Source organism: Paenibacillus sp. PK1-4R, from assembly GCF_030369595.1.
Lineage (GTDB): Bacteria > Bacillota > Bacilli > Paenibacillales > Paenibacillaceae > Paenibacillus.
Genome location: NZ_CP126535.1, coordinates 1,733,044 through 1,745,083 on the forward strand (window position 1 = coordinate 1,733,044; position 12,040 = coordinate 1,745,083).

The following is a 12,040-nucleotide window of genomic DNA, read 5'->3' on the forward strand; positions in this document are numbered from 1 at the left end:
CAGACCCCGGCAAACTATAATCGGTACAAGTAACTTGATATGTAAGGAGTCCTGACATGATATGTTAGTAATCGACGAGGTGTATCACCATACAGCATTGCAAATATCATCGTCCGATTTATTGTACCTTATCGAACGGCTGAAGGTCAAAAAAGAAAATGAGATCCAAACGCTCAAGCAGAAGATCGAACAGTTCGAACAAAAGCGTCGAGCGGAAGAGATCGCTTATCAATCGTTGTCGCCCGTACGCAAATGGTTTGCGGGACGTCCAGCATCCCATCATCAGGCGGTGGAGTATATGGTGCAGGTGAAGGAACGTTTTCGCAAGATGGAACAGATTCGCAGACGCATACGTGAATTGGATCAGATCGCAGAACGAATTAAGCATCCGGACAGCATTGAGCGGGACGAGATTGAGCTTGCGCCCGATACAATCCGTGAGCTCAGACAGCTTAGTGAAACGGAGGATGTACAAGCATGACTTTGGAGACGTTAAGCACCGGGATTGATACGGTCTGGGTCGTACTGAGTGCAGCGATGATTTTATTGATGGAGGGTGGATTCGCCCTGCTCGAGGCTGGCTTTGTGCGTTATAAAAATAGTGTGAACATTATTATGAAGGTATTTGCTGACATTACAATTGGAACGTTACTGTTCTATGCCATCGGTTTTGGACTGATGTATGGTTCGGACGTTGGCGGTTTTGCGGGAGTAACGGGATTTTTCCTGAATGGGGATTTGTCTCATCTGGACGTACCGGTATCTCTGGAGACATTCTGGTTGTTCCAGGCTGCCTTTACCATTGCCGTTATTTCCATCGTTTCAGGAGCGGTAGCAGAGCGGATCAACTTCCGTGCCTACCTGTTGTATATCATATTGATGACGGCGATCATCTATCCAATTGGTGGACACTGGGCATGGGGCGGCGGCTGGCTTAGTCAGCTGGGGATGCAGGACTTTGCCGGTTCGGCTGTCATCCATGCACTCGGCGGATTCTCTGCACTCGCTGCTGCGATTATCATTGGTCCGCGTAAAGGAAAATACACGCCGCTTGGCGTAAGTGCCATCGCACTTCCGAGCAATCTGCCACTGGCCTCTGTAGGTGCATTTCTGTTATGGTTCGGCTGGTTTGGCTTCAATGCTGGGAGTACACTCAGCGCGACGGATGTAAGAATTGGTCACATTGCGATTGTCACGATGTTATCTGCGGCTTCGGGTGGTGCGGTTACGTTACTGTATACGTTATTCCGCTTCAATCGTTCAGATGCACCATCGGTCATTAACGGTTCGCTTGCGGGACTGGTCGGCATTACGGCAGGCTGTGCTTTTGTTGGCGATGTAGCAGCGATATTCATTGGGGCAGTATCCGGCTTATTGATGATGGCTGCCACCAACTGGCTGGACCGTCGGCAGATTGATGATCCAGTTGGTGCTTTCCCGGTGCATGCCGCATCAGGGATGTGGGGCACGATTGCTGTAGGTCTGTTTGCCACGGATGGTGGATTATTCATGGGTGGCGGCTGGAGGTTGCTGGGTGTTCAGGCACTTGGCCTTACAGCCTTGGTCATCTGGGGATTCGCCATGACCTGGATCGGGTTAAAGTTGATTGGCAAAATTGTGCCTGTACGTTCGACAGAAGAAGAGGAAGATCTGGGTCTGGATATCAGCTATCATGGTGTGATGGCAGCCCATCAGGCCCATGAATTCCTGGACGGTGAGGAGCATATGCGTGCTTACCAGGAAAAGTCCTCTGATCCAAATCGTTAAATGGAATATAGGATAAAGAAGTAGACTGACAGGGGATGTCAGTCTCTTTTTTCTATATAAATTGAACTACACATATTTACACGAGAACGTAGAGGACAGAAAGAACCTGAAGAAGCGAAGCTAAAAGCTTTCTGCAAGAAAGCTACTTCGGAAGCATACACTTCGCCTTTATCCCCGGATTTTTACCTTTCCAAAGGTGAATCTAAAAAATTCTGGGGATAACAGCGATCGGAAGGTTGTTCTGTCATCGGAGTTGTAAGTGTAAAATATTCTTAAGTTCAATTTATATAGAAGCAGGGAAAGACGTCCGGGCGGAAGAATATACAGGTGTGAACCTGAATATGTCTCAGCATAGGTGTATTGTCAAAAGGGGAGGATCTATATGATTAAGCCAGAACAATGTGAACGTCTGACCAGAAAAGCCCGTAAAACACTTGAGGAGTATGGTTTGGGAGTTGCTGCAGATCTGCTGTTGTCTTCAAGCCGCTGGGGAATTCGCCTCGATGTATCCACACTGGACGAATATCGCAGAACAGGAAACTCACGTGTGGGTGGACATCCGGATTTGCCGAGTCGCATGGAATGGCCCGTAACACAAGAAGGAATTCCAATGACTTTCCTGGCCCAACTGAACCTGGTGGATTTGTCGCCGTATACGCCGAATGATGGGCGCGGGACATTGCCTGAACGTGGCATGTTATACTTTTTCGTTGGCACGGATGAATCTGCTTGTCCCATTGAACATCGTGTGATTTTTGAGCCGAGTTCTCATAACCTGATAAGGCGAGAGCCTGAGGGAGATACCGCGCTGGATGGAGCCCCGTTTGTTGCACATTCGGTGACTGTGCTGCCTAATCTTGAGTTTCCTACATATGCATATATTGACGTCAACGCGCTGAATGAGCTCTCGCCGTCTCAGCTTGAGAGCGATGAGGCCGAAGCGGAAGTGAGTCTGTATGACCGATACCTTGAATTCGAGTCGAGCTGGAATCATCCGAGTATGCTGAATTGGGGTGGTATGTTTGGATATCCTGACGGGCAGCATCCAGATGCCGAGCATCGTGCCGTATTACAGATCGCACTGGGAGAAGAGTATGATTATAATGAGCAGGAGTGTGAGAAGAAGCTGACCAAGCATTACGGCGGTGATGAGGATCGGACATGGCAGGAACTATCCGATACGCTGCTGCTGTTAAAGATAGATACACATGATGCTATTGGTTTCCAATGGTGGGATTGCGGGGAATTACAATTTTTCATTCGCAAGTCTGACTTGGAGGCTGGACGATTCGAGCATACGTATTGTTCGTTATACTCAAGTTGAGCAAAGATTTGAACTCATATAGGCAACAAAATGTCCTGAATCCCGTCTATAAGAAGGAGGAAGGACTTTTTTGTTCGTAAATTGTTAGATTTGGTATATAACTTGTTTATATATTAAGGAGGGATATCTTGGTTAATAACCGATCATATGTTCTGTATAATGGGATAAAAAGGAAGTGTATCTGTTGATTCAATCTGCGTTCAAACATATTGACGTGGCTGTAACATCGTTGATTGATATATGTGATCAGTTGTCGGAAGAAGATTTGGCTTTGACTCCAATTGAAGGTAAACGGCCTGTTGGAGAATTACTAGCCCATCTGTCTGTGATCTGCCGAGCGGATGTTTATATTTCCGAAGGTGCAACGGAAGAAGAGATGGCTCAATTCTATGCAGAGAACCAGGTGCATTCGCTCGATGAGATCAAGCAGGCTTTAATTGATAACCAGATGTATCTATACCAACGGTACAGGCAGTTTAACACGGAAGAGTTATTACATGTGACGGATTCGTACTGGGGAGCTTCCTATAGTCGGCTGGAGTGGTTACTTGAGATTATGGGGCATGTATATCATCACAGAGGACAATTGTATACGATGCTGACCCTGACGGGCAAAGAACCCGAATCAGTACTTTTTAAATAGAAACAGATAGAATACATATAAGCATGTTATAGTAAACATCATGGGATAAAGTGGTAGTAGACCGACGATACTACACGTTATACGTGAAATAACGGAGGATTCTGGTATGGAACGACATAATACATGGAATGCATCGATGAACAATACGTTGATTGACAGGTTAAAACAGATTCCTGAACTTGATAAGGCTACACGGATTGAACCCGTTATGAAGGGTTATTCAGCGGATGCTAAATTCAAAATGTTTGTCCCTGACCAAGGCCATGTGTTGGTGAGGGTATATGATGTTGCTGAGGAATGGATGAAGCAAAGGGAATATCAATGTTTGAAGAGCATGCAACAATTAGGTGTACTGTGTCCTTCAACGTTGGGCACAGGTAGATTGGATGAGAAGAACGAATATATGATTCTTAGCTACATTGAAGGCGAAGATGCTTCCGAGAGACTGCCTCAACTGAGTGAACAGCAACAGTGGGCGGTTGGCTTTGAAGCAGGAGCGCAGCTACAGCTGATTCACCAGTTGCCGATGGAGGAACAGACCGAATCATGGTACATACGCAAGAGCACGAAGCATCAACGTTACGTGGAGCGCTATAAACAGTGCCCGATCGTGATGAAAGAGGATCAGCCTATTCTAACGTTCATTGCAGACCATCTCGGTTGGATGAAAAATCGTCCAGATGGATTTCAGCATGATGACTTCCACCCGAGCAATCTTGTCGTTAAGCAGGATAAGCTCGCAGGAGTGATTGATTTTAATCGTTATGATCAAGGGGATCCCATTCATGAATTTTTGAAGCTGGGTTTGTTTGCTTCGGAGATCAGTATTCCATATTCCATTGGTCAGATTCAGGGTTATTTCGATGGCAATGAACCGAATGAGTTATTCTGGAGATTGTATTCACTGTATACGGCTATGGCACTCGTGTCTTCTGTGGTGTGGATTCAGCAGGTGAAGCCGGAAGAGACACATGAGATGATGACCAAGATCGAACGTGTCCGTGAAGATCACGATGATTTTCGCAGTTTCGTCCCTCGGTGGTATACTTTGAACAGGTAAAAAATTGGGGAAGGGAAAGGAATAATGCCGTGGCACAGCCAGCAACCATTCTGCTTGTGGATGATGAGCAGGAGATTATTAAACTGATGGAAATTTATTTTGGCAACGAGGGTTATCGGATTCTCACCGCGAATGATGGGCTTGAAGCACTGGAACAATTGAAAAAAGAGTCGATCGATCTCATTATTCTAGATGTTATGATGCCAAATATGGACGGAATCGAAGCTTGTATGAAAATTCGGGAAGAGCAGAAAATGCCGATTATCATGCTGTCCGCCAAAAGTATGGATATGGATAAAATCACAGGGCTAAGCATCGGTGCTGATGATTATGTGACCAAACCATTTAACCCGCTTGAACTTGTCGCACGGGCCAAATCCCAGCTGCGCAGGTATCATACCTTCAATGAAGGTCGGGAGAACAAAGAGCACGAGTGGGTTATTGATGATCTAGTCATTAATACAGATACACATGAAGTTTGGGTTGATGAGCAGCCGGTTCGTCTGACTCCGCGTGAATTTGCTGTTCTTGAATTACTGGCTCGCCACCAAGGTTCAGTACTCAGTATGGAACAGATCTATCGTCAGGTCTGGAAGGAAGAATTCATGGAGTCGAATAATACCGTCATGGTACATATTCGCAAGATTCGTGAGAAGATTGAACTCGATAGCAAACATCCCAAGTTCATTCAGACCGTATGGGGTGTTGGTTACAAGATGATCAAACCGCAATAAACATGTACATCCACAGGATGTCATGTGACATGAACACATTCAGGGAGTTCCTACTATGAATTCAAAGTTGATTAATACAGTCCGTTGGAAATTTATCTATGCATTTCTGCTGAGCGGCATATTAACTGCAGTTATTTTGTACGGGGGCAGCCAGGTGGGGCAGACCATCCTGGAAGCTCAGGCGTATCCGGATTATTCCATTCCGGCCCAAGGGATCAGGTGGTTGGTGAATAATATCGGTTCGGTGCCTTTGATGATTGTGGTGGGCGTGCTTGGTTTTGTGCTGTTTTTTTTCCTGTTCTCTCGTAAGGTGATGCGGGTTCTGGATGAAATTACGGCGGGAATTCAGGAAGTTGCCAAAGGAGAGTTATCCCATCGCATCGAAGTGAAGACCTCGGATGAATTCGGAGTGGTTGCTGCAAGCATTAATCAGATGGCTGAACAATTGCAGTTATCGCTTCAGGAAGAGCGTAATGCAGTTGCTGCCAAAAACGATCTGATTACGGGGATATCACATGATCTGAGAACACCACTCACTTCTATTCTGGGATTTCTGGAGTACATTGAGAAGGATCGCTACCAGGATGAGATTGAGATGCGCTATTATGTTAGCATCGCCTATGAGAAATCCCTGACTCTTCGTAAGCTGATTGATGACTTGTTCGAATATACGCGTGTGAGTGGCGGGAGTCTTCCGTTGTCTTTGCAAGCATTGAACCTGAATTCGTTTCTGATGCAGCTGGCTGAAGAGTTTACTCCCATGCTGGAGGATGCTGGCATGACCTACAAGATCATCGGCGGGCAAGAGCCACTATGGATACAAGCTGCTCCAGGAGAGCTTGTAAGAGCGTATGAGAATCTGTTCAGCAATGCCATTCGGTATGGTTCGCAAGGTAAACTAATGGAGATTGGGCTGGCCCTTGAAGGTGATGAGGCTGTAGTCCGCATCAGTAATTATGGTGAACCGATTCCGGCGCAAGATCTGCCACATCTGTTTGATCGATTCTATCGTGTGGATAAATCGCGTTCCCGTGAAACGGGAGGTACGGGTCTAGGCCTGGCGATTGCCAAATCGATGATTGAATTACATCGAGGAAGTATCGTTGCCTACAGTGAAAAGGGCAGAACGGATTTTGTTACCCGATTTCCTGTAACTGCTGCTCCGCCAAGTAATTACGAAGAGTAGTAATAATTAAGAATTTGGTAAGAAGTTAACTACTTCCTCATTAAGAAATATTCGGTATGCTACCTCTATTACTTATTGTTGTATAGAGGAGGATACGAATATGAAGACCCGATTCAGTACTGTAAGACTAAGATACATATACATTGGAGGAGCAAGCGCGTTACTGAGCGCAGCGCTCCTTTTTGTCGTTTATCACGTGCTGCGATTTGCGCATCACCACGTCCTTCCTGATACAGCATGGATAACGCGTATGATGAACTGGGGAATCAACCATATTGGAACAAAGCCGTTCTTCATCTTCATTGGTGGAGCCGTGTTTGCGATCTTTTTCTGGATTCGATCCCAGAAGATTGCGGAAGATCTCAGTCAACTTGCGCGTGGAACAGCCGAACTTGCATTGGGCCACAATCCTGGAAGAATTGATGTTCTAAGTGGTGGTGAACTACGACAAATTGCTGCCAATCTGAATAGGATTGCTATTCTCCTGCATGAGGAAGGGCGGAGCAGATCAGAACCGAAACAGGAGAAAAGAGAGATACAGGGAGCTTCTATTAAGCATGAGCAACCCGGACTTCAGCAACATGTGGAAGAAGACAAGGAGAACGCCCAAACTACTTCTACACAGGTTGACTTGCCGATAAAACTTACTCTCTACGGTATTGAATCTTCTCTGGATGAGATCATCGAAGGGCGCTGTCAGGATGAGGTGGAAGTTCAGCATTGGGCCAAGTTGGCATATGAACAGACATTGCTGCTTCAACATGCTCTAGAGATTACACAACGGAATGGACAGGAACGCGGAGTTTCAATGGAACAGGTACACAAGGAGCCTGAATGTTGAAGCACAGGGGCAAGCGACGGATGTATCACGTATTTGATGGAGCAGTGGTTGTCGTTTTGATCTTGGCCTTTTTCTATCTCTATCTGATTACTTATGGCGAAGGATTGCTTCGCAATCGTCCTGAGGCCATGCAGGTGGCCTCCTCAACCATTATTACGAATGCAGAGGGGACCGAAATTTCGAGGTTGCATACGCAGACCAAAGGGTATTCCGAATATGCTGATCTGAACGCCATGCCGGATTTATTAAAGATGGCTTTTTTGGCTACAGAAGATCGACGTTTCTACAACCATGATGGACTGGATTTCATCGGACTCGGCAGGGCCATTGTGCAAGACATTATACATATGAATCTGAGTCAGGGAGGAAGCTCCATTACACAGCAACTGGCAAGAAATCTGTATTTGAATGGGGATAAAACGTTGAGTCGAAAGGTGAATGAGATATCGATTGCGATGGCCCTGGAGAAGAGGTATAGCAAGGATGAACTTCTGGAGATGTATCTGAATCAGATCTACATGGGACGCCAGCAGTATGGTGTAAAGGCGGCAGCCTGGCGGTATTTCGGAATTAAGGATATGCACCAGTTGGAACTATGGCAGATTGCTACATTGGCCGGAATGCCCAAAGGTCCATCCATATACAATCCAGTAGATCATCCTGAACTTTCCAAACAAAGACGTGCCGTTATCCTTGGACTAATGCATGAACAGGGACTAATTACACGAAAGCAGATGCTCAAAGCCCGTGACGTCGATTTCACGCCGCCTGAAACCGTATTGAATGCAACAACTTCACCGGGCTTGAGCAAGCCCGCATATGTGTCTGCCGTGGATGCTGTGATTCAGGAGGCTTCTCGGCTCACAGGTAAAAGTGAAGCGGAGATTCAATCGGCAGGTTGGGTTATTCAAACCGGGCTAGACCAGCAGGCACAACTGGCGATGGAAGAAACATTTGCAGACACTACCCGATTCCCCGATGATCGCCAAGACGAGCTAGTCCAGGCAAGTATGGTTATTATCGATCAGCACAACGGTGAAGTGAAAGCGATGATGGGTGGACGTAATCCCTTAAAAGGGGGCATCAACCGGGCGATTATGGATGCAAGGCAGCCAGGCTCTTCTTTTAAACCGATTATTGCATATGGCCCTGCGTTGGAGTCGGGGAAGTTCAAGCCAGAGAGCATACTACCGGATAAACGCATGCAATATGGCAGCTATCAACCTTCCAATCTCGGTGGGCGTTACAGTGGTTCAATATCCATGTCCCAAGCCCTGCAAAAGTCCATTAATGCACCAGCCGTATGGCTGCTTCATGAGACAGGGCTAAACGATGCACATCAATTTGCGGCACGACTCGGCATTGAACTGGGGAAAGAGGATATGAATCTCTCGGTTGCTCTGGGCGGTGTGCATCAGGGGGTATCACCAATGAAGATGGCTCAGGCCTATACCGTGTTTGCGAATAATGGCAAGTTGAATACAGCCCATCTGATACGCCAGATTACAGATTCCCGTGGACGAACAATATATGCTCATACGTCGGAAAACAAGCAGGTAATCTCCTCTAGCACGGCGAATGCCATGACCAGAATGCTGCAAAATGTAGTCAGTCAGGGGACCGGAAGCCGGGCACAGTTAGGGCAGCACAAGGTAGCGGGTAAAACGGGAACAACACAGGCTGCAATACAAGGTGTGGGAAGAGAGGCCAATCGGGATCTGTGGTTTGTGGGCTATACGAGTAATTGGACTGCGGCGGTTTGGATGGGATTTGATCATACAGATACAGAACATTATATGAGGTCAGGAAGTGGTGTTGCAGCGGAGTTGTTTGCAACGGTAATGAAACGCGCGATGCGATAAACGTCTAAGGGAGGAGATCATAGGCCAGATGCTCCGTTTATCCTCTTAAATACACAGAATCTAGATTTTAATGTATAATATGTTTTTTTATCTAGTGTAAAAGGAGGATGGAATGAACTATAAATACAGTAACTCGGATACAGATACGGATATGAACTCGCTGCAACCCAAAACCGGGATCAGACCGGAACGGCCTGGTATCTCCGGATTGGGCGGATGGCTTATTTTAATCCAGATCAGTCTTTGGCTTGCGCTGGTGTTTCTCATCTCGGATGTATCGCAGGTGAATGTTATCATGGACCCTGCCAGATGGGAAGTAGGCCGTGGTGTCGATCCTCAGATTTACAGGGAGACGATCCGTCCACTCCTGTGGTTTGGTTTCATAAGCAGTACCATTCTATTGATGATCGTTATCGTGAATCTCATTCTTTTATATAAACGGAAGAGACAGTTTCCGCGTATGATGATGGTGATGTACCTGATGAATGTGATCATAAGCATCGTGACGTGGATTCTGATTGCGCGCAATGAAATCCCAAGAGAACAGCATGTGCTTGATGCAACTCCGGCTTTTCAGTTGATCGTACGATCCATTCTGACGTGCTGTATCTTTATCCCGTATTTCCTAAAATCGGTCCGTGTGAAGAATACGTTCGTGAAGTAAATAGACTTCTTTGATTGTCTCACTGCACTATAGTGCTCTATAGGATAGTGGCACGTAAGGCCCGTTGTTATACAAGATTTTATCCTGTATGCCAACGGGCCTTACGTGTGCTGATATATGAAAAGAATAATCATTTCGATGATGATTTTGCCCGAAGTGAGGCGGGAATTCGGCGTATCATCTGGTTTAATACCTCGGATAACACCAGGCCTACGGCAATGGCGCCGGATAACATGAGTGCCTTGGCGGCCATCTCCATAGCGGCACTGTAGTCATTTTGCACAAAACTTCGCATCGCATTATACGCCAGTCCACCAGGAACGAGAGGGATGATGCCTGCGACGCTAAAGATGATGACGGGTGCGCGAAACATGCGAGAGAATACCTGGCTGATGACACCTACGGCTATGGTCGCTGCAAGTGTAGCAGGAACCGCATCCGCTGCATATTCAAGCACGATATAGATAATCCAGCCAATCATGCCGACAAATCCACCGTGGAGCAGCATGCGCCTTGGTGCATTGAAGATGATCCCAAACGCGGCTGAAGCGACAAAACTGGTTAAGGCTTGTTCAATAAAATGGAGCATATCCTGCATTCCTCCGTCTTACATAAAAAGTGAAAATACAACTGCAATACCGGTACCTATGGCAAAGGCAGTCAGAAATGCCTCGGCTCCCTTGGATAATCCGGATACGAGATGTCCGGCCATCAGGTCGCGTACAGCATTGGTAATCAGCAGCCCCGGAACCAGCGGCATAACCGAACCAATAATTATTTTGTCCCGTTCATGACCCACTCCCATATAGATCAGGAGAAAAGCAAGTAAGCCAATAACAAAGGATGCCGTAAGCTCGGCAAAGAATTTAACCCGCACCAACCGGTGAAAGGCAATAACGGCTGCATAACCTATGCCCCCACAGATCAGCGCCGGAAGAAAGTCGCTCCAACCTCCGCCAAACATAATGGTAAAACAACCACTGGATAACGCCGCGGCCGTAAGCTGCACAGCCGTTGAATAGGAGGAGGGCTTGCCTTCGATCTGTACCAACAGATCATGGGCTTCCTGAGCGGATAGATCACCTTGTCCGATGCGGCGGGAGACCGCATTCACCTCGGACACCTTGTCCAAATCCGTCGTACGCTCGGAGATACGAATCAGCTTGGCAGGTTCGGTTGCATCAACAGAGAAAAAGATGCCTGTCGGAACAACGTAACTGTGCGAATGGGGTAAACCCAGCGCAGCCGCCATACGTTTCATCGTATCTTCCACACGGTAGGTTTCACCACCGCTTTGCAGCATGATTTTGCCTGCGAGCAGACAGATTGCAATCACGCGGGATTGTTCAGTAGGGTTGCTGCCAATCATACCCGTCTCGGCTTGTGATACGGGTGATGAATCATGATGTATGTATTCCAACCGGATCAAGCTCCGTTTCATATGAGATATGGGGTGGTGCGACACCATTGTATCATATTTCACACGCTCGCAAGGAATCATACCGCACCATCGCCGAGACCATAAAAAAGCTTCGTTCCCAAGACTTTGAAGATCTCAGGAGCGAAGCTTCTTGGAACAGGTTCGGATATAGCAGTACAATGCCCTACATCAACAGTGTGATAACCAACAATTCATACAGCACAAGCGGCAAAATTGTTGGTCCAAATAAGGCGCGCGGTTCAGGATATCCATGCATCGGGGTAACCTGGAGATACAAAATCCCCCGGTCTGCACTGATGATGACACCTTCCCACACTTGCCCATCGATATTCTGGACTTGTACCTTCTTGCCTATATGCTGCCGAGCTGTATGATGAAGCATATTCCGCACACTTTGCACGGATTGAAGCATCGGTTGATTGGCTTGATACACGACACGCGTGGATGGCGTGGATGTGGATTCAGACATGATGCACAACCCTTCCTCAAAATAAGTTCTTACTTCAAGGTATGCATCT

General features: G+C 46.8%; 13 protein-coding genes. 10 read left to right on the forward strand and 3 right to left on the reverse strand.

What is annotated here, in order from left to right; translation table 11 throughout:
- Positions 1-61 precede the first annotated feature (61 nt).
- From QNO02_RS07330 to QNO02_RS07375, 10 genes are all read left to right on the forward strand, one after another.
- Positions 62-481, forward strand: a complete 420-nt coding sequence (locus QNO02_RS07330) for a hypothetical protein (RefSeq protein ID WP_091033471.1) — start codon at positions 62-64, stop codon at positions 479-481.
- Positions 478-1,767, forward strand: a complete 1,290-nt coding sequence (locus tag QNO02_RS07335) for an ammonium transporter (RefSeq protein ID WP_036610695.1) — start codon at positions 478-480, stop codon at positions 1,765-1,767. Before QNO02_RS07330 ends, QNO02_RS07335 begins: the two co-directional genes overlap by 4 nt.
- Before the next feature lie 382 nt (positions 1,768-2,149).
- Positions 2,150-3,091 (forward strand): DUF1963 domain-containing protein, encoded by a 942-nt coding sequence (locus tag QNO02_RS07340; RefSeq protein WP_289391573.1) that lies wholly within the window; start codon positions 2,150-2,152, stop codon positions 3,089-3,091.
- Positions 3,092-3,266: 175 nt separating this feature from the next.
- Entirely contained in the window at positions 3,267-3,734 is a 468-nt protein-coding gene (locus QNO02_RS07345; protein ID WP_240768266.1) for a DinB family protein, read from the forward strand.
- Positions 3,735-3,840: 106 nt separating this feature from the next.
- Positions 3,841-4,794: an aminoglycoside phosphotransferase family protein gene (locus tag QNO02_RS07350; RefSeq protein WP_133386816.1), complete on the forward strand. Its 954-nt coding sequence runs from the start codon at positions 3,841-3,843 to the stop codon at positions 4,792-4,794.
- 29 nt (positions 4,795-4,823) lie between these two features.
- Positions 4,824-5,528: a response regulator transcription factor gene (locus tag QNO02_RS07355; RefSeq protein ID WP_026081203.1), complete on the forward strand. Its 705-nt coding sequence runs from the start codon at positions 4,824-4,826 to the stop codon at positions 5,526-5,528.
- 55 nt (positions 5,529-5,583) lie between these two features.
- The gene (locus QNO02_RS07360; RefSeq protein WP_091033461.1) at positions 5,584-6,714 is read left to right on the forward strand and encodes a sensor histidine kinase; all 1,131 of its coding nucleotides are present in this window, start codon (positions 5,584-5,586) and stop codon (positions 6,712-6,714) included.
- 100 nt (positions 6,715-6,814) lie between these two features.
- Positions 6,815-7,555, forward strand: a complete 741-nt coding sequence (locus tag QNO02_RS07365) for a HAMP domain-containing protein (protein ID WP_133386818.1) — start codon at positions 6,815-6,817, stop codon at positions 7,553-7,555.
- Positions 7,556-7,575: 20 nt separating this feature from the next.
- Complete coding sequence (locus QNO02_RS07370; protein WP_289391575.1) at positions 7,576-9,417, forward strand: transglycosylase domain-containing protein; 1,842 nt, start codon at positions 7,576-7,578, stop codon at positions 9,415-9,417.
- Positions 9,418-9,529: 112 nt separating this feature from the next.
- Positions 9,530-10,081 carry a DUF2569 domain-containing protein gene (locus tag QNO02_RS07375; protein WP_133386820.1) on the forward strand — a complete coding sequence of 184 codons (552 nt, stop codon included), beginning with the start codon at positions 9,530-9,532 and terminating at the stop codon, positions 10,079-10,081.
- 130 nt (positions 10,082-10,211) lie between these two features.
- Here QNO02_RS07375 and QNO02_RS07380 read toward each other — a convergent pair whose 3' ends face one another.
- The 3 genes from QNO02_RS07380 to QNO02_RS07390 form a co-directional block, all read right to left on the reverse strand.
- The gene (locus tag QNO02_RS07380; protein ID WP_036610676.1) at positions 10,212-10,670 is read right to left on the reverse strand and encodes a threonine/serine exporter family protein; all 459 of its coding nucleotides are present in this window, start codon (positions 10,668-10,670) and stop codon (positions 10,212-10,214) included.
- Positions 10,671-10,688: 18 nt separating this feature from the next.
- On the reverse strand, positions 10,689-11,450 hold the full coding sequence (locus QNO02_RS07385; RefSeq protein ID WP_091035078.1) for a threonine/serine exporter family protein: 762 nt from the start codon (positions 11,448-11,450) through the stop codon (positions 10,689-10,691).
- A 235-nt stretch (positions 11,451-11,685) separates the two neighbouring features.
- Positions 11,686-11,991, reverse strand: a complete 306-nt coding sequence (locus QNO02_RS07390) for a hypothetical protein (protein ID WP_036610673.1) — start codon at positions 11,989-11,991, stop codon at positions 11,686-11,688.
- Between the last annotated feature and the right edge of the window lie 49 nt (positions 11,992-12,040).

Excerpts from the sequence above, each read along its gene's own strand:
- QNO02_RS07330 (WP_091033471.1), top strand. The coding sequence starts at position 62 with ATGTTAGTAATCGACGAGGTGTATCACCATACAGCATTGCAAATATCA.
- QNO02_RS07360 (WP_091033461.1), top strand. The coding sequence starts at position 5,584 with ATGAATTCAAAGTTGATTAATACAGTCCGTTGGAAATTTATCTATGCA.
- QNO02_RS07390 (WP_036610673.1), bottom strand. The coding sequence starts at position 11,991 with ATGTCTGAATCCACATCCACGCCATCCACGCGTGTCGTGTATCAAGCC.
- QNO02_RS07380 (WP_036610676.1), bottom strand. The coding sequence starts at position 10,670 with ATGCTCCATTTTATTGAACAAGCCTTAACCAGTTTTGTCGCTTCAGCC.
- QNO02_RS07365 (WP_133386818.1), top strand. The coding sequence starts at position 6,815 with ATGAAGACCCGATTCAGTACTGTAAGACTAAGATACATATACATTGGA.
- QNO02_RS07375 (WP_133386820.1), top strand. The coding sequence starts at position 9,530 with ATGAACTATAAATACAGTAACTCGGATACAGATACGGATATGAACTCG.
- QNO02_RS07350 (WP_133386816.1), top strand. The coding sequence starts at position 3,841 with ATGGAACGACATAATACATGGAATGCATCGATGAACAATACGTTGATT.
- QNO02_RS07385 (WP_091035078.1), bottom strand. The coding sequence starts at position 11,450 with ATGATTGGCAGCAACCCTACTGAACAATCCCGCGTGATTGCAATCTGT.
- QNO02_RS07335 (WP_036610695.1), top strand. The coding sequence starts at position 478 with ATGACTTTGGAGACGTTAAGCACCGGGATTGATACGGTCTGGGTCGTA.
- QNO02_RS07340 (WP_289391573.1), top strand. The coding sequence starts at position 2,150 with ATGATTAAGCCAGAACAATGTGAACGTCTGACCAGAAAAGCCCGTAAA.
- QNO02_RS07370 (WP_289391575.1), top strand. The coding sequence starts at position 7,576 with ATGTATCACGTATTTGATGGAGCAGTGGTTGTCGTTTTGATCTTGGCC.